The 23,063-nt window shown below is 47.1% G+C and carries 22 protein-coding genes and 1 pseudogene; 20 read left to right on the top strand and 3 right to left on the bottom strand.

Annotation, left to right across the window (positions count from 1 at the left end; genetic code table 11):
- Nucleotides 1-40: 40 nt before the first annotated feature.
- Together DXD25_RS13495 and kdsA are read right to left on the bottom strand one after the other, a co-directional pair.
- A complete protein-coding gene (locus DXD25_RS13495; RefSeq protein WP_117663950.1) occupies nt 41-1,000 on the bottom strand; it encodes an SIS domain-containing protein in 960 nt (319 codons plus the stop codon).
- Nucleotides 1,001-1,052: 52 nt separating this feature from the next.
- Nucleotides 1,053-1,817 carry a 3-deoxy-8-phosphooctulonate synthase gene (kdsA, locus tag DXD25_RS13500; RefSeq protein WP_255415699.1) on the bottom strand — a complete coding sequence of 255 codons (765 nt, stop codon included), beginning with the start codon at nt 1,815-1,817 and terminating at the stop codon, nt 1,053-1,055.
- A 180-nt stretch (nt 1,818-1,997) separates the two neighbouring features.
- Between kdsA and DXD25_RS13505 the strand changes: the two genes are divergently transcribed.
- The 20 genes from DXD25_RS13505 to DXD25_RS13600 all read left to right on the top strand — a co-directional run bounded on the left by DXD25_RS13505 (nt 1,998) and on the right by DXD25_RS13600 (nt 22,821).
- The gene (locus DXD25_RS13505) at nt 1,998-2,948 is read left to right on the top strand and encodes an ATPase (RefSeq protein ID WP_117663951.1); all 951 of its coding nucleotides are present in this window, start codon (nt 1,998-2,000) and stop codon (nt 2,946-2,948) included.
- Between the two features lie 286 nt (nt 2,949-3,234).
- A complete protein-coding gene (locus tag DXD25_RS13510; RefSeq protein WP_117663952.1) occupies nt 3,235-4,563 on the top strand; it encodes an acetylxylan esterase in 1,329 nt (442 codons plus the stop codon).
- A 4-nt stretch (nt 4,564-4,567) separates the two neighbouring features.
- On the top strand, nt 4,568-5,728 hold the full coding sequence (locus DXD25_RS13515) for a glycoside hydrolase family 26 protein (RefSeq protein WP_233522320.1): 1,161 nt from the start codon (nt 4,568-4,570) through the stop codon (nt 5,726-5,728).
- A gap of 83 nt (nt 5,729-5,811) precedes the next feature.
- On the top strand, nt 5,812-6,984 hold the full coding sequence (locus tag DXD25_RS13520) for a glycosidase (RefSeq protein WP_117663953.1): 1,173 nt from the start codon (nt 5,812-5,814) through the stop codon (nt 6,982-6,984).
- Between the two features lie 118 nt (nt 6,985-7,102).
- Nucleotides 7,103-8,446 carry an MFS transporter gene (locus tag DXD25_RS13525; RefSeq protein WP_117663954.1) on the top strand — a complete coding sequence of 448 codons (1,344 nt, stop codon included), beginning with the start codon at nt 7,103-7,105 and terminating at the stop codon, nt 8,444-8,446.
- Nucleotides 8,447-8,450: 4 nt separating this feature from the next.
- Entirely contained in the window at nt 8,451-9,632 is a 1,182-nt protein-coding gene (locus tag DXD25_RS13530) for an AGE family epimerase/isomerase (protein ID WP_187360485.1), read from the top strand.
- Between the two features lie 250 nt (nt 9,633-9,882).
- Nucleotides 9,883-10,509: a deoxynucleoside kinase gene (locus DXD25_RS13535; RefSeq protein WP_117663955.1), complete on the top strand. Its 627-nt coding sequence runs from the start codon at nt 9,883-9,885 to the stop codon at nt 10,507-10,509.
- A gap of 70 nt (nt 10,510-10,579) precedes the next feature.
- Nucleotides 10,580-11,194, top strand: coding sequence for a deoxynucleoside kinase (locus DXD25_RS13540; protein ID WP_089542948.1), 615 nt, complete (start codon nt 10,580-10,582; stop codon nt 11,192-11,194).
- Nucleotides 11,195-11,441: 247 nt separating this feature from the next.
- Nucleotides 11,442-11,792: an NADH-quinone oxidoreductase subunit A gene (locus DXD25_RS13545; protein ID WP_089542947.1), complete on the top strand. Its 351-nt coding sequence runs from the start codon at nt 11,442-11,444 to the stop codon at nt 11,790-11,792.
- Entirely contained in the window at nt 11,783-12,508 is a 726-nt protein-coding gene (locus tag DXD25_RS13550; protein ID WP_117663956.1) for an NADH-quinone oxidoreductase subunit B, read from the top strand. Before DXD25_RS13545 ends, DXD25_RS13550 begins: the two co-directional genes overlap by 10 nt.
- Before the next feature lie 19 nt (nt 12,509-12,527).
- On the top strand, nt 12,528-14,099 hold the full coding sequence (locus DXD25_RS13555) for an NADH-quinone oxidoreductase subunit C (protein ID WP_117663957.1): 1,572 nt from the start codon (nt 12,528-12,530) through the stop codon (nt 14,097-14,099).
- A 2-nt stretch (nt 14,100-14,101) separates the two neighbouring features.
- Entirely contained in the window at nt 14,102-15,187 is a 1,086-nt protein-coding gene (gene nuoH, locus DXD25_RS13560; RefSeq protein ID WP_117663958.1) for an NADH-quinone oxidoreductase subunit NuoH, read from the top strand.
- 34 nt (nt 15,188-15,221) lie between these two features.
- Complete coding sequence (locus DXD25_RS13565; protein WP_089542943.1) at nt 15,222-15,752, top strand: NADH-quinone oxidoreductase subunit I; 531 nt, start codon at nt 15,222-15,224, stop codon at nt 15,750-15,752.
- 15 nt (nt 15,753-15,767) lie between these two features.
- On the top strand, nt 15,768-16,295 hold the full coding sequence (locus tag DXD25_RS13570) for an NADH-quinone oxidoreductase subunit J (RefSeq protein ID WP_117663959.1): 528 nt from the start codon (nt 15,768-15,770) through the stop codon (nt 16,293-16,295).
- Nucleotides 16,292-16,600 (top strand): NADH-quinone oxidoreductase subunit NuoK, encoded by a 309-nt coding sequence (gene nuoK, locus DXD25_RS13575; RefSeq protein ID WP_117663960.1) that lies wholly within the window; start codon nt 16,292-16,294, stop codon nt 16,598-16,600. Before DXD25_RS13570 ends, nuoK begins: the two co-directional genes overlap by 4 nt.
- Nucleotides 16,601-16,606: 6 nt before the next feature.
- Nucleotides 16,607-18,562: an NADH-quinone oxidoreductase subunit L gene (nuoL, locus tag DXD25_RS13580; protein ID WP_117663961.1), complete on the top strand. Its 1,956-nt coding sequence runs from the start codon at nt 16,607-16,609 to the stop codon at nt 18,560-18,562.
- 33 nt (nt 18,563-18,595) lie between these two features.
- On the top strand, nt 18,596-20,095 hold the full coding sequence (locus DXD25_RS13585; RefSeq protein ID WP_117663962.1) for a NuoM family protein: 1,500 nt from the start codon (nt 18,596-18,598) through the stop codon (nt 20,093-20,095).
- A gap of 15 nt (nt 20,096-20,110) precedes the next feature.
- Complete coding sequence (locus tag DXD25_RS13590; protein ID WP_117663963.1) at nt 20,111-21,562, top strand: NADH-quinone oxidoreductase subunit N; 1,452 nt, start codon at nt 20,111-20,113, stop codon at nt 21,560-21,562.
- A gap of 137 nt (nt 21,563-21,699) precedes the next feature.
- Nucleotides 21,700-21,885 (top strand): DUF4250 domain-containing protein, encoded by a 186-nt coding sequence (locus DXD25_RS13595; RefSeq protein WP_117663964.1) that lies wholly within the window; start codon nt 21,700-21,702, stop codon nt 21,883-21,885.
- Nucleotides 21,886-21,924: 39 nt separating this feature from the next.
- Nucleotides 21,925-22,821: a YitT family protein gene (locus tag DXD25_RS13600; protein ID WP_117663965.1), complete on the top strand. Its 897-nt coding sequence runs from the start codon at nt 21,925-21,927 to the stop codon at nt 22,819-22,821.
- Nucleotides 22,822-22,877: 56 nt separating this feature from the next.
- Here DXD25_RS13600 and DXD25_RS16730 read toward each other — a convergent pair.
- Nucleotides 22,878-23,063: pseudogene (locus DXD25_RS16730) on the bottom strand (hypothetical protein); the annotation flags it as partial.

The following is a 23,063-nucleotide window of genomic DNA, read 5'->3' on the forward strand; positions in this document are numbered from 1 at the left end:
ACCGTGTAATCTATAAATCCGTGTCATCCGTGCCTGAATCTTAAACCATGCATGCATAGTGATCTACGATGCCTTTCAAATGATTATCCTTATCTACTACTAGTACCGTATGTACCTTGTATTTGTGCATGATGCGCTGAATCTCCGAAATCTTGGTCTTCGGAGTCACCATCTTCGGAGTGGTGGTCATAATGTCGCTCACGGTCTTGTTGAAGAATTCAGCCTGCCACTTCTCCATGGCACGGCGGATATCTCCATCTGTAATCAGACCGATGACACGCTGGTCTTCATCGAGCGAGATTCCCAGTCCGAGCTTACCCTTGCTCACATGGATGATGGCCTCGCCCAGATGCATCTCCTTAGGGATGATAGGCATGTCTTCGTTGCGCATCACGTCTTCGGCGGTGGTGAGGAGACGCTTGCCCAATTCGCCGCCCGGATGGAACTGGGCAAAGTCGCGTGGCTTGAAGTGGCGCACCTGCATCAGGGCTATTGCCAGAGCATCGCCCATGGCGAGGGCAGCAGTGGTACTGCTGGTAGGAGCAAGGTTGAGCGGACAAGCCTCCTTCTTCACCTTGACGGTGATGTGATGGTTGGAGTATTTTGCCAGCAGTGAATTCGGATTGCCCGTTATGGAGATGATAGGCACGTTCATGTGGAGCACCATCGGGATGAAGCGGAGCAGCTCGTCGGTCTGACCACTGTTGCTCAGTGCCAGCACCACGTCCTTGTCGGTCATCACACCGAGGTCACCGTGATATACATCCAGCGGGTTGATATAGAATGCCGGTGTACCTGTAGAGGCGAGGGTTGCTGCAATCTTGGCACCCACGTGTCCGCTCTTGCCCACACCCGTAACGATGATCTTGCCCTGGCAATGATACATCATATCTACGGCTTTCTCAAAATTATCGTCCAATAAGGCGATCTGGTCGAGGATGGCCTGTGCCTCGTCTCTCAGAGCCTGTTCACCATAACTTCTTATTGTCTTGTCGTCCATGATTTACTTTGAACTTTGAATTTTTAACATTGAACTTTATGATTAGATTCTCTTACAGGAGTTCCTGGATGAGAGATTCTAACTTGGCTAATTCTAACATGTTGGCTGCATCGCTCTTGCCCTGGTCTGGGTCGGGATGCACCTCGAAGAAGTAGCCTGTGGCACCGAATGCCTTGGCAGCCTTTGCCATAGCTGGTACAAACTTGCGGTCGCCCACGGTCTTGCCATCGCCTGCGCTTGGTCGCTGTACGCTGTGGGTGCAGTCCATGATGACATTAGGTACAATCTCCTTCATATCCGGAATGTTGCGGAAATCTACCACGAGATTGTTGTAGCCGAAGCAGTTGCCACGCTCGGTGAGCCATACTTCGCTGGCTCCGCTATCCAAAGCTTTCTCAACCGGATACTTCATATCTCTTCCGCTGAGGAACTGAGCCTTCTTGATGTTGACAATCTTGCCGGTCTTGGCAGCCGATACGAGCAGGTCGGTCTGGCGGCAGAGAAAGGCTGGTATCTGGAGGATATCGCATACCTTGCCCGCAGCTTCAGCCTGATAGCTCTCGTGGATATCGGTGGTGATGCGAAGTCCGTATTTCGACTTGATGTCGCTGAGCATCTGCAGACCTTTCTCTAGACCAGGACCACGGAAAGAGTGGATGCTGGTTCGGTTGGCCTTATCGAAGGATGCCTTGAATATGATGTCGGTTCCTAAGTCCTGGTTGATACGAACGAGTTCCTGAGCTACTGTATCCAGTAGTTCCATCGACTCGATGACGCATGGTCCTGCAATGAATGTTGCCATAATTATAGTATTTATTGTTATTTCTTCCTTAATTATATCTCTATTTGCGTGCAAAGTTATTAATAAATCGTGAAAAACCCAAGAATAATGTGCGTTTTTTAAGATTATCAGCTTGATGAAGTATCTTTTTTTTCTTTTCTTTGCGATATTTCACCGAAAATCATTACATTTGCAGTGCATTTAAAAAATACGACAATGAACATACTCATAGCAGACAGTGGCAGTACCAAGACCGACTGGTCGTTGATAGACGGGCAAGGTCAAGTAGTGATGACTTGCAAGACGCAGGGCATCAATCCGATTCACATGCAGGATGCCGAAGTGCTTCAGATACTGAAGTCGGAACTCATCTTGCCGGAATCACCACAGGAAGTGTATTTCTATGGCAGCGGTGTGACCGAGGCGATGAAGCCCCGGATGAACTCTCTCTTGCAGCAGGCTTTTCCTGGAGCCAAGGTAGAGGCTGAAGGGGATATGATAGGAGCGGCAAGATCGCTCTTCGGCAACAAGCCTGGCATCGCCTGCATCTTGGGCACTGGTGCCAACAGTTGTCTCTATGATGGCACGAAGATTGTGATGAATACGCCGCCTCTGGGGTATATCTTGGGTGACGAAGGTAGCGGTGCCGTCTTGGGCAAGCTTTTCCTGAATGGTATCTTCAAGGGCAGTCTGCCTTCGGCTATCAAAAAGAGGTTTCTGAAGTGGTCGGGACTGGATTATCCAGGTATCATCAACAAGGTGTATCGTGAACCGTTGGCTAACCGTTTTCTGGCTTCCATCTGTCCTTTTATTTCTGAGCAGATAGCAGAGGGAGAGAAATATGAGAACGGCAGTGATAAACTGAATGAGGCGATGGCACTGTATCGGGTGGTATTGAGCAACTTCCATGCTTTTTACGAGAACAATCTCATACCTTATATCCAGTATGTAAAAGCCAGTCAGGAGGATATCTCGCAGTTGGAACCTGGCGTGAAAGCCTGGGATTCTTCTTTGGGAGAAGGCATTCCGATGATAGGATTCGTAGGTAGTATCGCTCATTATTTTGAAGCACCGCTGAGAAATGTGATGGAGGATGAGCATCATCTTCATATTGTCAAGATCATGCGTGCTCCGATGGAAGGTCTGATTGCCTTTCATGCGAAATAAATGATGAAGTACCGAGCCTCTTTTTTGAGAGACTCGGTATTTGTTTTACTTGTTGTTGAATTCGCGATGTCATATACTTATTGCCTTATATTAAATATTGATTTTTTTTCGTTTTGCCGTGATAGTACGTTTATTAAGCAAAAAAGTACAAGGGTTATTCAGAAAATAGTGCTAACTTTGCAACCGTAAAACTTAATAATCCTATTGAGAGGATTTTGGGTGAACAATAACAGTTACGAATAAGCAATAACTAACATTTATAAACGATAAAAACAATTAAAACGAAATGCAGAAGGTTTATAGGTTAATAATTATAGGTGTTCTGATGAGTGCGCTCGGTTCTCTCGGGCTGAGCGCGCAAATCAAAGGCTACAACATCGTAGTGAGTGTGACTCCTGATCATCAGGACTGGAACTACAAGGTAGGCGAGAAAGCCAACTTCACGGTAAATGTCAGGAAGAGTGGTACTCTCTTGAACAACGTGAAGATAGATTATGAGGCTGGTCCTGCCATGTTTCCGGATGTGAAGAAAAGTACTACTCTCAAGGATGGTATGATGAAATGGAGCGGAAGTTTGAATAAGCCGGGCTTCTATCGATTCAAGGTCGTCGCTCATGTGGATGGAAAGGATTACGAAGGACTCTGCACCGCTGGCTTCTCTCCCGAAAAGATTCAGCCGTATGCCCAGGAACCGAAAGATTTTGATGCTTTTTGGAAGAAAGCATTGGATGAGGCTCGCCAGACTGATCTGAATATCACCAAGGTCTTGCTTCCAGAGCGCTGCACTCAAGATAAGAATGTATATGAGATCAGTTACAATAACAACCGATGGGGTTCCAAAATATATGGCATCCTGAGTGTTCCGGTAAAGAAAGGCAAATATCCAGCCTTGCTCCGAGTGCCGGGTGCGGGTGTGCGTCCTTATGCAGGCGATACCTATACCGCGCCATCCAAGTGTATCGTTTTGGAAATCGGTATTCATGGCATTCCTGTTACGATGGAACAGAAGGTGTATGATGATCTCCTGAATGGTGAACTGAACGGCTATTGGGATACTAATCTCGAAAATCCAGACCGTAACTCATATAAGAGAGTCATCACCGGAGCTGTGCGTGGAGTGGATTTCATCGCAGCGCTTCCAGAATGGGATGGCAAGACCATCGGCGTAACGGGTTCTTCGCAGGGAGGATTCCTCTCTATTGCTGTGGCTGCACTCGATAAGCGTATCACATTCCTGGCTCCTGTGCATGATGCCATGTGTGATTATGAGGCTGAAATTCATGGAGTTGCAGGCGGTTGGCCTCATTACTTCTATAAGGAGAACAAAGCTCAGGGCGCTGCCTGGAAGGAGACTAAGCTCACCGAACTAGAAGAGGCTAGATTGGAAGGTGCCCGCTATTACGATGGTGTCAACTTTGCCCGTCGCATCACCGTTCCTGGATGGTATAGCTTCGGATATAACGATGAGGTGGTTCCACCAACTTCTTCTTATGGATTATATAATAGTGTGAAAGCGCCAAAGACTCTGAGCCTCTATCAGATGACCGGTCATTACTGGTATCAGGAGCAGTGGGATGAATGGCAGGCTTGGATTATTCAACAATTAACTAAATAAATTTATGTTAGGAAAAAGAATATTGATCAGTGCTGTTTGTCTGCTGGCTATGCAGGGAGCTATGGCACAGGTAGATGGTGTCACTGGTGCTTCTGTTCAGACTGCAGGTACATCTTGCAGCAAAGACAAAAAGGTTTGCAGCAAAACACCAGCTGAACAACTGAAAATTCGTCTGCAGAAAATATTAAACAAGGGTATTATGTTGGGTCATCAGGATGATCCGGTGTATGGTACCACTTGGAAATGGGATGAAGGAAAGAGCGATGTACTTCTTACTACTGGCGATTATCCCGCAGTGATGGGATTTGACCTGGGTAAGATAGAACTCGACAGCAAGGAGAACCTGGATGGTGTTCCGTTCGACAGAATGCGCCAGGAAATCATTGCACAGTATAAAAGAGGTGGAATCGTTACCTTGAGCTGGCATCCTTGGAATCCGGCAACAGGCGAGAATGCCTGGGATCCAAAGGGAGATGCTGTGGCTGCCGTCCTGGATGGAGGTGCACAGCAGCAGAAATTTGACAGCTGGCTCAAAAAAGTATCAGACTTCATCCTTTCTCTCAAGACTAATGACGGCAAACTCATTCCTGTAATCTTCCGACCATGGCATGAAATGAATGGCGGATGGTTCTGGTGGGGCGCCAACAGTTGCACACCTGCACAATACAACCAACTTTATGCAAATACCTATCACAGACTTACTAAAGCAGGGTGCAGCAACATCGTTTGGGCGTGGTCGCCAAATCTCGGAAGCGAGAAGACCGTCGAAGCTTTCTTGGAGCGTTTCCCAGGAGAACAGTATGTGGATATGGTGGGCATCGATATCTATGAGTTTGATAACGATGATGCTGCCTATCAGCAGAATCTCTCTGCCAGCCTGGATGTCATGATGGCAGCGGCAAAGAAGGTGGGTAAGATACCTGCCCTCACCGAAACCGGTTGTCGGGGAATCTCTCAGAAGAAAGACTGGTTTACGAAGACCCTTTGGCCTGTACTCCAAAAGTATCTGGTAAGCTATGTGCTCTTCTGGCGCAATGCCTGGGACAAGCCTCAGGAAGAAGCTTACCTGCCAGGAGTAGGAGATGGAGACATCGTAAACGACTTCAAGGCTTTCAAGAAAGAGAAGAAGGTGCTCTTTGTTAAAGACATCAAGAAAGTTAAGTGAAGAACGAAGAGTGAAGAATTCAATAGTCTTTACTAATCATAAAGTTCAAAGTTCAAAGTTTAAAGTTCAAAGTAAAAAATATTATGACTACATTTCAAGAAAAAGTGAAGGCTCTCCGTGCTCATCACGAGGAATTGTTGAGCCGCAAGAATGAACCGGTAGAGTGGGGCAACGGTATCTACGAGAAATATAAGAATCCTATCCTCACTGCAGAACATACTCCACTGGAGTGGCGTTACGACTTCGATGAGAAGAGCAACCCATATCTGATGCAGCGCATCATGATGAATGCTACGCTGAACTCAGGTGCCATCAAGTGGAACGGCAAGTATCTCCTCGTTGTACGTGTGGAGGGTGCCGACCGCAAGAGCTTCTTCGCTGTAGCCGAGAGCCCTAATGGTATCGATAACTTCCGCTTCTGGGATGAACCTATCACCATGCCGGAGGATGTGATTCCTGCTACCAATATCTATGATATGCGACTCACCGCTCATGAGGATGGCTATATCTATGGTGTGTTCTGTGCTGAGCGCCACGATGATGATCAGCCTGGTGACCTGAGTGCAGCTACAGCTACAGCAGCTATCGCACGTACCAAGGACTTGGTAAACTGGGAGCGTCTTCCAGACCTGAAGACCAAGAGTCAGCAGCGCAATGTGGTTCTTCATCCTGAGTTTGTAGATGGTAAATATGCTTTCTATACCCGTCCACAGGATGGATTCATCGATACAGGTTCTGGTGGTGGTATCGGTTGGGCTTTGGTAGATGACATCACCCATGCAGAGATCAAGGAAGAGAAAATCATCAATGCCCGTCACTACCACACTATCCAGGAGGTGAAGAATGGTGAGGGACCTCATCCTATCAAGACCGATAAGGGCTGGTTGCACCTGGCTCACGGTGTTCGTGGCTGTGCCAGCGGTCTCCGTTATGTACTCTATATGTATATGACCTCTCTAGAGGACCCTACAGAGGTCATCGCAGAACCAGGTGGATACCTTCTCGTGCCAGAGGGATCTGAATATATTGGTGATGTGATGAACGTAGTGTTCACCAACGGTTGGATTGCTGATGAGGATGGCAAGGTATTTATCTACTATGCTTCTTCTGATACGCGTATGCACGTAGCTACCTCTACCATCGACCGTTTGGTAGATTACTGCATGAATACTCCAAAGGATGACTATCGCACTCAGTTCTCTGTAGAGAAGATCAAGGACTTGGTGGCTAAAAATAAAAAGACATTAGGCAAATAAGTATAAAGGTATTAAGATTGTAGGGATTCTCAACCTTTGTCCGTATTCTTAATATGGACGAGGGCGGAATCCCTTTTTCGTAAAGTTCAATGTTCAAAATTCAAAGTTCAAAGTAAAAATGGCTAGTTTAAAGGAAAAAGTTGCTTATGCTTTGGGCGATGCCGCTGCCGGTGGTATCGTTTGGAAGGTGATGTCTATCGCTTTCCCTCTGTTTTTTACCAATGTCTTCGGACTCTCTTTTGCCGATGCTGCTGTGCTGATGTTGGTGGCTCGTATGTTTGATGTGGTGACCGACCCTCTGATGGGTAGTCTTGCCGACCGTACACAGAGCCGCTTCGGTACCTATCGTCCCTGGTTGATTTATGGAGCCGTTCCTTTCGGATTGGTTTTCGCGCTCCTGCTCTATACACCAGATTTCGGTCCGGTGGGCAAGCGTATCTATGCCTATGCCCTCTATCTTCTGATGATGGCTGTATATACGATGGTGAATGTACCTTATGGTTCCCTGCTCGGTGTGATGACCGAGGATGATGACGAGAAGAACCAGTTCTCGTCCTTCCGTATGGTGGGTGCCTATGCGATGGGATTCGCCACATTGCTCTCTTTCCCATATCTTCAGGAGATGGTGGGCGGTACTGCTACCCATCAGTATGCCGTTATCGGTGCCATCCTGGGTGTCGTTGCAGCCGTGATGACTCTGGCTTGCGGTCTTCTTACCAAGGAGCGGCTGAAGCCGAAGAGAGCTGAGAAGTTCTCCTTCCGCCAGTTTGCCGACCTGGTACACAACAAGGCTTGGCTCTATATGACCGCCATTGCTGTATGTACTAACTTTTTCAATGGTTTCCGCTATGCAGTAGCGGGTTATATGTTCGATTACTGTCTGCATGGCAATGTCACCATCGAGGGATTGATCATCAACTACACGGTGTTCATGGCATTCGGTGAGGTAACCTGTATGATTTTCGGAGGAGTATCTCCTTGGTTCACCCGTGTAGTAGGCAGCAAGCGGATGGCATTCTTCTGGGCAGCAACCCTCTGTCTGGTTCTTTCATTGGCATTCTTCTTTATCCCGATGGATCCTGCTTATATCTGGGTGATGATAGCCCTCGTGGTGTTGACCTCTGTAGGTATCGGTATCTATTCACCACTGTTGTGGTCTATGTATGCCGATGTAGCCGATTATCATACCGATCATTTCGGAACCTCAGCTACTGGTCTCATCTTCTCCTCAGGTACGATGAGTCAGAAGTTTGGTACCGCTATTTCCGGTTCGCTCATCGCCCTTTTCCTGGGTTGGGCGGGTGCCAATATGATTACCGACAAGATGGGTAACACCATGATAGATCCAGCCAGTGTCACCGATTCTGTGCTTACCATGGTATGGTCTTTGTTCAGTCTTTTCCCAGCATTCATCGCATTCCTGTTGATGGTTCTTGCTTGGAAGTTCCCTATAAAAAAGTAATAATATGGAAAATCTGAAAAAAGCAATGAAGGATGTGTTGGAAAACAACATCCTCAACTATTGGATTCACAAAGTAAAGGATGAAGAGAATGGTGGCTTCTATGGACGTGTAGATGGCAACGACCGGGTACATCCTGAAGCCGAGAAAGGTGCTGTAATGAATGCCCGTATCCTGTGGGCCTTTTCTGCAGCCTACCGGGTATTGAAGAAGCCAGAGTATCTGGAGGCTGCAACCCGTGCCAAGGAGTATGTGCGTGATCATTTCCTGGACAAGGAATATGGCGGCATCTACTGGAGCGTGGATTACAAGGGCAATCCGCTTGATACCAAGAAGCAGACCTATGCCATTGGCTTTGCCATCTACGGATTCTCTGAGTATGCGCGTGCTACAGGTGATAAGGAAGCGCTGGATATTGCCATCTCGCTTTATAACGACATCGAAAAGCATGCCTTCGATGCTAAGAACAATGGATATATTGAGGCGCTGACCCGTGAATGGCAGCCTATCGCTGATATGCGACTCTCTGATAAGGATGAGAATGGTTCCCGTACCATGAATACCCATTTGCATATCATTGAGCCTTATACCAATCTCTATCGTGTGTGGAAGACCGAAGAGCTGGAAAAGAGCATCCACAATCTCCTGGATATTTTTACTGAAAAGTTGCTCAATCAGGAGACTTGTCATCTCGACCTCTTCTTCAATGATGAGTGGGATGGTAAGCGAAACATTGAGAGTTACGGTCACGATATCGAGGCATCCTGGCTGCTCCACGAAACAGCGCTTGTCTTGGGCGATAAGGAAGTGCTCCATAAGATAGAGCGCATTATCCGCCGCATTGCCGATGCTGCTGATGAGGGCTTGCGCCCTGATGGCAGTATGGTATATGAGCATTGGAAGGATGGTGATCGCTTCGATCTCCAGCGCCAGTGGTGGGTACAGTGCGAGAATATCATCGGTCATATCGATCTCTATCAGTATTTCCGTACGGATGAGAATCTCGAAGTGGCCATTCGTTGCTGGAACTATGTGGCAAAGCATCTGATGGATCAGAAGAACGGTGAGTGGCATTGGGCTATCCTTGAAGATGGTACGGTGAATATGGAAGATGATAAGGCGGGCTTCTGGAAGTGCCCTTATCACAACTCCAGAATGTGCCTCGAACTGATAGAACGTGAATATTAGAAAACTGAACTTGCTAAACTTGAATTAGAATATTCATAGGTGTAGTTGATTGTTAGGTTGAGTCTTGCAGCTTTCGCGGATTACGCGGTTTTTCTTCTTTCCGGAGAATAATTTGCGTAATTTGTGAAAACTGTGAGACTTTTTTTGTTTATTCCGAATAAATATTGTATATTTGCAGTCTGTAGAATCGGGACTTGCCTGGTGACAGTCTCATTCTATATTCAAGATTCAATACTCAATATAAGAAAAAATGTACATAGCAGTAGCAGGAAATATCGGTAGTGGAAAGACCACGCTTACCAAGATGCTCTCCAAGCATTACGGCTGGAAGCAGTACTTGGAGCCAGTGGCAGAGAATCCCTACATCGATGACTATTACAAGGACATCCCCCGATGGGCTCTCAATATGGAGGTCTTCTATCTGAAGCAGCGATTCAAGAATCTGCTTGAAATTCAGCATAGTAAGGAGACGGTCATTCAGGATCGTACCATCTTTGAGGGTGTGTATGTCTTTGCAGCCAATAATAGAAAGATGGGCAATATGGACCAGCGCGACTTCGATACCTATATGGAACTCTTCGAGTCGATGATGGAAGTGGTTGAGATGCCGGAACTGATGATTTATCTCCGTTCTTCTGTTCCTCATCTTGTGAAGAATATTCAGAAGCGAGGCCGTGATTACGAGCAGAAGATGCCTATCGATTATCTTGAGGGAATCAATCTTCTCTACGATGATTTCATCATGAACAAGTATAAGGGTAGGGTGCTGGTAGTAGAGGTGGATAACCTCGACTTCGAGCATAATCCCAAGCAGTTTGGAGATATCATCGACAAGATTGATGCCAAGCTCTTCGGCTTCTTTTCCAAGGAAGAATAATCTTCTTAAGAGAATCATATTTACTAATCAAAAAGTTCAAAGTTCAAAGTTCAAAATTTAAAGTAAGAAAATGCATATAGCAATAGCTGGAAATATAGGAAGCGGCAAGACTACCTTGACCAAGATGCTTGCCAAGAGATATGGCTGGAAGGCAAACTTCGAGCCGGTAGATAACAATCCATACCTTGCCGATTATTACAAGGATATGGAGCGATGGTCGTTCAATCTTCAGATTTACTTTCTGAACAAGCGATTCCACGATGTGGTGGAGATTTCCCGTTCGGAGCAGACCATCGTGCAGGATAGAACCATCTTCGAGGATGCGCGCATCTTTGCCCCAAATCTCCACGATATCGGCATGATGAGCGACAGGGATTTCAAGAACTATACCGATCTCTTCGATTTGATGATCAGTCTGGTGAAGCTTCCAGACCTGATGATTTACATCAAGAGCAGTATCCCGACCCTAGTGAAGCACATTGAGAAGCGAGGCAGAGATTTCGAGAAGAGCATCCGCATCGACTATCTCCAGGGCTTGAACAACCGTTACGAGGAATGGATCAAGGATTACAAGGGCCGACTCATCATCATCGATGGCGATACCTTGGAGTTTGCCGATAATCCTGAGGATTTCCGAAAGGTTACCGATCTCATCGATGCCGAATTGTTTGGCTTATTCAAATAATAGTTTGGCTTATTCAATAACAGAAACAACGTATATTCGCCAGTGTCGGATGCCTGTCCGCCACTGGCGAATGTGTATCCATATACTGTCGGATACATGCCCGATACAACCTATTTTAGCATCTAATAACCTTTTTTTTGCCCGATATTTAACATTTAACATTAAAAATTATATTCTTTCAGAAATATTTGCTACCTTTGCAGCCGCTTAGAAGCAATTAAACAAAAATAACGTTATAAAAATTTTTATGAACTTTACACTATTTATCACCGTTTTGCTGACGGCTGTAACCTTGGTGGTGGCTGCTTATGTCATCGCAAAGTTGATCGGTCCTCGTTCATACAATCCGGTAAAGGGTGAACCTTTTGAGTGTGGTATTCCGACACGTGGCAGCTCCTGGTTGCCATCACACATCGGCTACTATCTCTTCGCCATCCTTTTCCTGATGTTTGACATCGAGACTGTAATGCTTTACCCATGGGCAGTTGTAGTTAAGCAGTTTGGACCAATGGCTCTCGTGAGCATCGGGTTCTTCCTGTTGGTATTGGTATTTGGCCTTGCATACGCTTGGCGGAAAGGAGCATTGGAATGGAAGTAAACAAAAGAGCCTCTATCAAGAGTATTCCTTACGACGAGTTTAAGGACAATGACACCCTCGAAAAGATTGCGCAGGAGCTCAATGAGGGTGGTGCTAACGTGGTAGTCGGTTCGCTCGATGCTGCCATCAACTGGGGACGTAGTAACTCACTCTGGTCTTTGACCTTCGGTACTTCTTGCTGTGGTATCGAGTTCATGGCTGTAGGTTGTGCGCGTTACGACTTCTCCCGTTTCGGTTTCGAGGTAACCCGTAACTCTCCACGCCAGGCTGACTTGATTATGTGTGCCGGTACTATCACCAATAAGATGGCACCTGTGTTCAAGCGTTTGTATGATGAAATGGCTGAGCCTAAGTATGTGGTAGCTGTAGGTGGATGCGCCATCTCTGGCGGTCCGTTCAAGAAGAGCTACAATGTGGTTCGTGGTATCAGCGAGTTGGTTCCTGTGGATGTCTATATCCCTGGATGTCCTCCACGCCCTGAGGCTATCCTTTATGGTATGATGCAGTTGCAGCGTAAGGTAAAGGTTGAGAAATTCTTCGGTGGTGCTAACCACAAGATGACTCAGGATGAGAAGGATTTCTCTATGAGTAAGGGTGGTCTTCGCGGCTTGAGCAACGAGAACCTCTCTGATAGCGAGAAGCTCGGCAACAAGGAGCCTATCATCGTAACTGAAGTACCTGAGGATTTCGACCCTCAGAAAGGTCTAACTGATTAATATAATAAGGTATAAGAACATGAAACTGAATAATATTGAATTGAGTTTTGATAATTTCGCCTCAGAAATGGCGAAGTTGAAGAACGAGAAGCATTTCGACTACCTTGTTACCATCATCGGTGAAGACTTCGGTGAGGAAGGTCTCGGATGTATCTATATTCTCGAGAATACTCAGACCAACGAGCGCTGCTCGGTAAAGACCATCGCCAAGAAGGTGGATGGCAGTGATGTGATTCCTACAGTTATTAACCTTTGGAAAGTGGCTGACCTCCTGGAGCGTGAGGTATTCGATTTTGTCGGCATCAAGTTCTTGGGTCACCCAGACATGCGCCGTCTTTTCCTCCGCACAGATTTCCAGGGCTATCCATTGCGCAAGGACTTCGATATGAGCCCTGAGGCAAACAAGTTCCCTTGCACTGATGAGCCAGAGGATGACTTCACCATGGAGTACTCCCTGAGCGAGGATGGTCACTTGGTTGCTACAGAGAAGCGTCGCTTCGACGAGGATGAGTATGTTGTCAACATCGGTCCTAACCACCCATCTACCCACGGTGTGCTCCGTCTGCAGACCGTTATCGATGGTGAGACCGTGAAGCGCATCTATCCACACCTCGGTTATATTCACCGTGGTATCGAGAAGATGTGGGAGAACATGACTTATCCACAGACATTGGCATTGACCGACCGTCTGAACTATCTCTCTGCGATGATGCACCGCCACGCTTTGGTAGGCGTTATCGAAGAGGCGATGGGTATCGAACTCTCAGACCGTATCCGCTACATCCGTACCATCATGGATGAGTTGCAGCGTATCGACTCTCACTTGCTGTACCTCGGCTGTACCGCACAGGACTTGGGTGCCTTGACTGCATTCCTCTACTGCATGCGCGACCGTGAGCACGTATTGAACGTCATGGAGGAGACCACTGGTGGCCGTCTGATCCAGAACTACTACCGTATCGGTGGCCTTCAGGCAGATATCGACCCTAACTTCGTTCAGAACGTGAAGACCCTCTGCAAGTATCTCCGTCCGATGATTCAGGAGTACCTTGACGTATTCGGCGACAACGTGATTACTCACAACCGTCTCGAAGGCGTAGGACCAATGAACCTTGAGGATTGTATCAACTATGCCGTAACCGGTCCTGCTGGTCGTGCATCAGGTTGGAAGAACGATACTCGCAAGCGTCATCCATACGATATGTACGACAAGGTAGAGTGGAAGGAAATCACCCTTACTGGTTGCGATTCTATGGATCGTTACTATGTACACATCCAGGAGTTGTATCAGAGCTTGGACATCATCGAGCAGTTGATCGACAACATTCCAGAGGGTGAGTACTACATCAAGCAGAAGCCAATCATCAAGGTTCCAGAGGGACAGTGGTACTTCTCTGTAGAGGGTGCCAGCGGCGAGTTTGGTGTATATCTCGACTCAAAGGGTGACAAGAGTCCATACCGTATGAAGATGCGTCCGATGGGCTTGTCTTTGACAGGTGCGCTCGACCCAATGCTTCGTGGACAGAAGATCGCCGACCTCATCACTACAGGTGCAGCAATCGATTTCGTAATCCCTGATATTGATAGATAATTATGTTTGATTTTAGTATAGTAACAACATTCATCGACAATCTGCTTCGCCAGACCTTGGGTCTGGGCGACTTCCTGTCGATTCTGATTGAGTGCGTGCTCGTGGGTATCTGCATTTTGACTGCATACGCCCTCATCGCTATCGTACTTATCTTCATGGAGCGTAAGGTGTGTGCCTACTTCCAGTGCCGTCTTGGCCCTATGCGTGTAGGTCCTTGGGGTATCTTCCAGGTATTCGCCGACGTGCTCAAGATGTTGATCAAGGAGATCTTCGCCGTGGATAGAGCCGACAAGCTGCTCTACTACATGGCACCATTCCTCGTGATCATTGCCTCTGTAGGTACTTTCTCATTCCTTCCATGGAACAAGGGAGCTCATATTCTTGACTTCAACGTAGGTGTATTCCTCATCACCGCCGTAAGTTCTATCGGCGTTTTGGGTGTGTTCCTCGCTGGTTGGGCATCTAACAACAAGTACTCTGTGGTTTCTGCCATGCGTGGTGCCGTACAGATGATTTCTTACGAGATGTCTCTCTGCCTCTGCCTGATTTCTGCAGTAGTTCTCACCGGAACCATGCAGGTAAGCGGTATCGTAGAGGCTCAGACTGGTGCTTGGAACTGGTTGATTATCAAGGGTCATGTGCCAGCAATCCTGGCTTTCCTGGTATTCCTCGTAGCAGGTAATGCTGAGGCTAACCGTGGTCCTTTCGACTTGGCTGAGGCTGAGAGTGAGTTGACCGCTGGTTACCACACTGAGTATTCAGGTATGGGCTTCGGTTTCTACTACCTGGCAGAGTACCTTAACCTCTTCGTGATTTCTGGTATTGCTTCTACCGTATTCCTCGGTGGTTGGGCTCCATTGAACATCGGTATCGAGGGCTTCGACAATCTGATGAACCTCATCCCAGGTTTCATCTGGTTCTTCGGTAAGACCTTCGCGGTGGTATGGCTCCTGATGTGGGTACGCTGGACATTCCCACGTCTGCGTATCGACCAGATCCTGAAGTTGGAGTGGAAGTATCTGATGCCATTGTCACTCATCATTCTGATCTTGATGACCGTGTGCGTAGCATTCGGAATCCACGGATAATCTTTAATACACATTATTATAATAATAAGAAAGTATGTCTAACAATTCATATTTCGGCGGTATTGCAGCGGGTTTGAAGACCCTCGCTACTGGTATGAAGGTCACCATGAAGGAGTACTTCACACCAAAGAGCACAGAGCAGTATCCTGAGAACCGCAAGACTACACTCCACATCTCTCCACGTTTCCGTGGTCGCCTGGTCTTTGTTCGTGATGAGAACGAGGCTTACAAGTGTGTGGGTTGTACATTGTGTGAGAAGTCATGCCCTAACGACACCATCAAGATTCAGACCGAGATGGTAGAGGACCCAGAGACAGGCAAGAAGAAGCGCAAGTTGGTGGATTACCAGTACGACTTGGGCGACTGCATGTTCTGCGAGCTCTGTGTCAACGCATGTAACTTCGGTGCAATCAAGTTTGTCAACGATTTCGAGAATGCAGTCTTCGACCGCAACAAGTTGGTGATGCACCTTGACAAGGAGGTATATAAGGGCGGTAGCCTTCCAAACCTCATCGAGGGTGGTGCACCATTGGAAATCGGTAAGTTTAACACCAAGACTAAGTAAGGAGGACTTTAGACAATGATAACAGCTAATTTATTTATGTTCGTCATCTTGGCAGTAGTCATCCTTGGCTCAGCCATCATGTGCGTAGCTACCAAGCGTATCATGCGTGCGGCAACCTTCCTGTTGTTCGTGCTCTTCGGTATTGCAGGTATGTTCTTCCTGCTCGACTATACCTATCTGGGTGCTGCTCAGATTTCAGTATATGCCGGCGGTATCACCATCCTCTACGTCTTCGCTATCCAGTTGGTATCCAAGCGTACCCTTCAGGGTCTCCTGGAGCATGTCAAGGGTAGCAAGATCTTGGGCCGCGCACTTGTCTGCCTCGTTGGTTTCGTCACCCTGGCAGTCATCGTGTTGAAGAATCACTTTATTGATATGGCTGCAACTGTAGCCGACACCGAGGTGCCAATGGAGCAGGTAGGTTCTGCCCTGGTAGGTGCAGACAAGTATGGCTATGTATTGCCATTCGAGTTCATCTCCGTATTCCTGTTGGCATGTATCATCGGTGGTATCTTAATCGCAAGAAAGGAGGATAAGAAATGATTCCAGTACAATATTTCTTCGTGCTCTCAGCACTCTTGTTCTTCATCGGAGTCTATGGCTTCTGTACACGCCGTAACCTCGTAGCCATGCTCATCTCCGTAGAGCTTGTATTGAATGCAGCCGACCTGAACTTCGCTGTGTTCAACCGCATCCTCTTCCCTGGACAGTTGGAAGGCTTCTTCTTCACATTGTTCTCTATCGGAGTAGCAGCAGCCGAGACAGCCGTAGCGCTCGCTATTATTATCAACGTTTACCGCAACTATCACAGTGACCAGGTGAACAGTATTGAAAACATGAAATTCTAAAAGACAATGGAATACAATTATGCATTTTTGATACTTCTTCTGCCATTCCTGAGCTTCCTGGTTCTGGGACTTGTGGGTATGAAGATGAAAAGACCGGTAGCAGCACTCATCGGTACCGTATTGATGGGCTGTGTATTCGCCATGTCTGTCTATACAGCATACGAGTACTTCTTTGCAGTGGGTCGTGATGCCTCTACAGGTATGTACCCAACTGTTACCGTATTTAATTTCACATGGTTGAAGTTTACTGAGTTGCTCACCTTCAACATCGGTTTCCGCCTGAGCCCAATCTCCGTATTGATGCTCATCGTGATTACCACCGTCAGCTTCATGGTTCACATCTACAGCTTCGGCTATATGGCAGAGCGTGATGAGAACTACAAGGTTGAGGAATATGAGAAGGGTATGCAGCGTTTCTACGCTTACTTGAGCCTCTTCACCATGTCTATGTTGGGCTTGGTAGTAGCTACCAACATCTTCCAGATGTATCTGTTCTGGGAGTTGGTGGGTGTGTGCTCATACCTGCTCATCGGTTTCTACTATCCAAAGCATGCTGCAGTTCATGCCAGCAAGAAGGCGTTCATCGTAACCCGTTTCGCTGACCTCTTCTTCCTCATCGGTATCCTGTTCTACAGCTTCTACGTAGGAACCTTCAACTACGACTTGAATGCTCAGCCAGAGTTGAATTCTGCTTTGGCAGGTGCAGCTTGGGTCATGCCAACAGCGTTGTTCCTCATGTTCATCGGTGGTGCCGGTAAGAGTGCGATGTTCCCATTGCACATCTGGTTGCCAGATGCGATGGAGGGTCCAACTCCTGTTTCTGCGTTGATCCACGCCGCTACCATGGTTGTAGCCGGTGTTTATCAGGTAGCCAGCCTCTTCCCAATCTGGGTACAGTATGCTCCTGAGACATTGCACTATGTAGCTTACATTGCGGCCTTCACCGCATTCTATGCTGCAGCTGTAGCTTGCTGCCAGCGTGATATCAAGCGTGGTCTGGCTTTCTCTACTATTTCTCAGATTGCCTACATGCTCGTAGCGCTCGGTGTCTGCTTCGCAGTAGATAACCACCACGGTGGTTTGGGTTATATGGCTGGTATCTTCCACCTGTTTACCCACGCTATGTTCAAGGCATTGCTCTTCCTCTGCTCTGGTGCCATCATCGTCATCATCGGCAGCAACTTCAAGGAGTGCATGGGCGGTCTGCACAAGTACATGCCTATTACCAACATCTGCTTCCTCATCGGTTGCTTGGCGATTGCAGGTATTCCTCCATTCGCAGGTTTCTGGTCAAAGGATGAGATCATCTCAGCATGCTTCCAGTTCTCTCCATTCATGGGCTGGTTCATGACAGTGGTAGCCGGTATGACAGCATTCTACATGTTCCGTCTCTACTACGTCATCTTCTGGGGTCAGAGCTACTATGAGCTGGATCCAGAGAACCGTCGTAAGCCACAGGAGGTTCCATTCGTGATGTGGGGTCCATTGGTATTCCTCGCCATCATCTCTTGCCTCTGCGGTTTGATTCCATTCGGTCACTTCGTATCTGCTACAGGTCAGAGCTACGATATCCATATCGACATGAGCGTGGCAACTACATCTGTGATTGTTGCAATCATCGGTATTGGTCTGGCTACTTACATGTATGCTCCTAAGAAGACTCCATTGGCAGACGCTTTGGCTAAGAAGATGCCTAAGTTGCACAAGGCAGCCTTGAACCGTTTCTATATCGACGATGCTTGGCAGTTCTTCACTCACAAGATTGTCTTCGGTCTGTTCTCAAAGCCAATCGCATGGTTCGACCGTCGTGTCATCGATGGTACCTTCAACTTCATGGCTTGGGGTGCACAGGAGGCAGGCGAGACTATCCGTCCATGGCAGAGTGGTGATGTTCGCAGCTATGCTATCTGGTTCCTCACCGGTACAGTGGCATTGACCCTGTGTCTGCTCGCTCTTCTTTAATGAATGTCTCACAATTAAGTAAATAGAAAAGAAATGAATTTAAGTATATTCGTCATAGTACCACTCCTGATGTTGCTCGGCCTCTGGTTGGCTCGCAACGATAAGCAGGTTCGTGGTGTGATGGTAGCAGGTGCCAGCGTATTGCTCGCACTCTCCATCTATTTGGTGTTTGCATTTCTCGAAGCTCGTGAGACAATGCCAGCCGACCAAGCTCCGATGCTCTTCACCTACTGTGTGCCTTGGTTTGAACCATTGCACATCAACTATTCACTCGGTGTGGATGGTATCTCAGTGGTGATGATTCTCTTGACATCCATCATCGTGTTCACAGGTACATTTGCTTCCTGGCAGATGGAGCCAATGAAGAAAGAATACTTCCTCTGGTTCACCCTCCTGAGCATCGGTGTATATGGCTTCTTCATCTCTATCGACATGTTCACCATGTTCATGTTCTATGAGGTTGCCCTCATCCCTATGTACCTCTTGATTGGTGTATGGGGTAGTGGTGCGAAGGAGTATTCTGCCATGAAGTTGACCTTGATGTTGATGGGTGGTTCTGCACTTTTGATTATCGGTATCTTGGGTATCTACTTCTACAGTGGTGCTCAGACCTTCGAAATCCTGGATATCGCTCACCATACCAATGGTGCTCACGCTATCCCTGAGAGCGTGCAGAACGTGTTCTTCCCATTGCTCTTCATCGGTTTCGGTATCCTCGGTGCGCTGTTCCCATTCCACACATGGTCTCCTGATGGTCACGCAAGTGCGCCAACAGCTGTATCTATGTTGCACGCCGGTGTATTGATGAAGCTTGGTGGTTACGGTTGCTTCCGTATCGCCATGTTCCTCTTGCCAGCTGCTACTCACGGATTCTGGATCAAGGTATTCCTCGTGCTGACTACCATCTCTATCGTATATGGTGCTTTGTCAGCTTGTGTACAGACCGACTTGAAGTACATCAACGCTTACTCATCAGTATCTCACTGTGGTATGGTGCTCTTCGCTCTCTGTATGATGACTGAGACAGCTGCTACTGGTGCAATCCTCCAGATGTTGTCTCACGGTTTGATGACCGCCCTCTTCTTCGCCGTTATCGGTATGATTTACCATCAGGCTGGTACACGTGACGTACGTTACCTGGGTGGTTTGATGAAGATTATCCCATTCCTCTCAGTAGGTTATGCGGTAGCAGGTTTGGCTAACCTCGGTTTGCCAGGTTTCTCAGGTTTCGTAGCTGAGATGACCATCTTCGTAGGTTCTTTCCAGAATGCAGATACATTCCATCGTGTATGTACCATCATCGCTTGTACCTCTATCGTAGTGACAGCGGTTTACATCCTGCGTTGTGTGGGTAAGATCCTTTATCAGAAGGTTCCTAATCCAAAGTTGGAGAAGCTTCACGATGCTACATGGGACGAGCGTATCGCTGTAGCAGGCTTGATAGCTTGTGTTGCAGGTCTCGGTATGTTCCCACTCTGGGCAGAGGAGATTATCATGGACGCTGTAGGTCCTATCTTTAGTGTAATCATGTAATAAATATCAGAAGAAATGAATTACAGTCAATTTTTAAATATGTTTCCAGAAGCTTCCTTGATGGTAGTTCTGTTGATCACTTTTATTGCTGACTTCTGCAGTTCCAAGAGCGCAGACCGTAAGTGGTTCAATCCTCTGGTATGTCTCTTGATGCTGACTCACATCTGTTTCAACATCTACCCTACAGAAGCCGCAGAGGCATTTGGCGGCATGTACACAACAGGTCCTGCTGCCGGTGTCTTGAAGACTATCCTGGCTTTGGGTACCCTCATCGTGATGGTACAGGCTAAGGAGTGGTTGAGCCGTGAGGACACAGCCTTCAAGGAGGGTGAGTTCTATATGTTGATTATCTCTACCTTGCTCGGTATGAACATGATGGTAAGTGCCAACCACTTCCTCCTGTTCTTCCTCGGCCTCGAAATGGCATCTGTGCCAATGGCCTGCTTGGTAGCATTCGATAAGTATCGTCATCATTCTGCCGAGGCAGGTGCCAAGTTCGTTTTGACCGCTACTTTCTCTAGCGGTGTGATGATCTACGGTATCTCTCTGCTCTATGCAGCTTGCGGTACTTTGTACTTCGAGGATATGGCTAACGTCATCACTGCCTCTCCATTGACCATCGCTGGTATGGTGTTCTTCTTCAGTGGTCTCGGTTTCAAGATTTCCTTGGTTCCTTTCCACTTCTGGACTGCCGATTCATACCAGGGTGCACCAACTACAGTTACAGGTTATCTGTCAGTAGTATCTAAGGGTGCTGCAGCGTTCACACTCTGCGCCATCCTCATGAAGGTGTTCCAGCCAATGGTAGAGTACTGGACTGTATTGCTTTACATCGTGATTGTACTTTCTATCACTATCGCCAACCTGTTTGCCATCCGTCAGAGCGACCTGAAGCGTTTCATGGCATTCTCTTCTATCTCTCAGGCAGGTTACATCATGTTGGCAGTGGTAGGCAACTCAGCGATGAGCGTTACAGCCCTGACCTACTATGTATTGATTTACGTAGTAGCCAACCTGAGTGTCTTCGCCATCATTGCTTCTATCGAGGAGCACAACAACGGAACTGTTCAGATGGATAGCTACAATGGTTTGTACAAGACCAATCCACGTCTGGCATTCCTGATGACATTGGCATTGTTCTCATTGGGTGGTATTCCTCCATTTGCAGGTATGTTCTCTAAGTTCTTCGTGTTCATGGCAGCGGTACAGGGAGCTGATATCCATACCACCCTCGGTGGTTGGGCATACGGCGTCGTATTCATTGCCTTGGTTAACACAGTATTGAGCTTGTACTACTATCTGCTCATCGTGAAGGCAATGTTCATCAAGCACAGCGACAATCCGCTTCCTACTTTCCAGAGTGCATTCTCAACCAAGTTGGCGCTTGCTATCTGCACAGTAGGTATCGTAGCATTTGGTGTTTGTTCATTCGTATTCGACTGGATTTCAGTTGCAGCGAATGCATAAATAATCAATAATTTATAAAAATCCCAGCAATCGGTAAAAGATTGCTGGGATTTTTTTTGTATTGTCTAAAAATAGCTGTACCTTTGCACCCGATTAGAGGCATGGTGCCTTCAAGTAAATATTAAACATTATAAAAAATGGATAAGTTACCGATGAATGATGTTCCGATGCTCGTAAGTGCTATCAACTTCCTGCTTCGTGACCACGAGTTTGATACACTCGATGAGATTTGTAATCACTTTAATGTAAATCGCGCTGCCTTAGAGGCGAAAGTGGCTACTCAAGGCTTTGAGTGGTCAGAAGCGCAGCATAAATTCTGGTAAAACCAAACATTATCAATTATAAACTATTAATTAAAAACAATGAATTCACCTCGACCCTTGTGGAAATCAGTACAAGATTACGTGATGATTGCGATAGGAATGATTTCCTATTGTATCGGATGGAATGTGTTCTTATTGCCGATTAACGTAACGGCAAGTGGATTGCCTGGTGTGGCCAGTATCATCTATTGGGCTACAGGCTGTCCGGTTCAAATTCCTTATTTGATTGCCAATGGCGCCCTGCTGTTGGCGGGATTGAAAATCCTGGGATTTAAATTCTGTCTTAAAACCGTCTATGCTGTAGCTATTGTCACTGCATTGACCTCCCTTATCTCTTCAGGCTATCTTGTGATACCTGAGTTGCTTCACGACCAGCCATTGTGGTCAGCCTTTCTGGGAGCCGTATTCTGCGGCTGCGGTATTGGTTTAGGTTTCTCGGTAGGAGGCAGTACGGGTGGTACGGATATCATTGCAGCCATTGTCAACAAGTACCGTGACATATCTCTCGGTAGAGTGATTATGATCTGCGATATCGTCATCATCACTTCCAGTTATCTGGTAGTCCACGACATCGAGAAGATCTTCTATGGTTATGTGGTACTTTGCGTGCAGGGATTCTGCATCGACCAGGTGGTAAACAGTCGCCGCAGGAGTGTGCAGTTCTTCATTATCTCCCAGAAGTATGAGGAGATAGGCAAGCGCATCAATGTAGATGCCGAGCGAGGAGTTACGGTGGTGAATGCCTCAGGTTTCTATTCCGGTCAGGATGTGAAGATGCTGTTCGTGCTTGCCAAGCAGCGCCAGGCACCCATCATCTTCCGCATGATATCAGAGATTGATCCACACGCCTTCGTCAGCCAGAGTGCAGTGATTGGCGTATATGGTAATGGATTTGATGAATTCAAATATAAGGCAAAGAAAGAGCACGGAGTTTAATCCGTTAATAAAATATCCCCCATCCTGCTTGCGAAAGTAGGATGGGGGATATTGTTTTATATTTTATTCATTTGCGATTTCAACAGCCTGATTTCATCCAGGCTTAACCCTGTCATTTCCATAATAGTGGTATCATCTAAGCCCTTTGCCAGCATCTTTCTGGCAATCTCAAGGCTTCGTTGTGACATGCCTTTTTCCATGCCTTCAGCTCTACCTTTTTCCATACCTTCAGCTATTCCTTC

The sequence above is a fragment of the Prevotella sp. TF12-30 genome, assembly GCF_003436715.1.
GTDB classification, from domain to species: domain Bacteria; phylum Bacteroidota; class Bacteroidia; order Bacteroidales; family Bacteroidaceae; genus Prevotella; species Prevotella copri_A.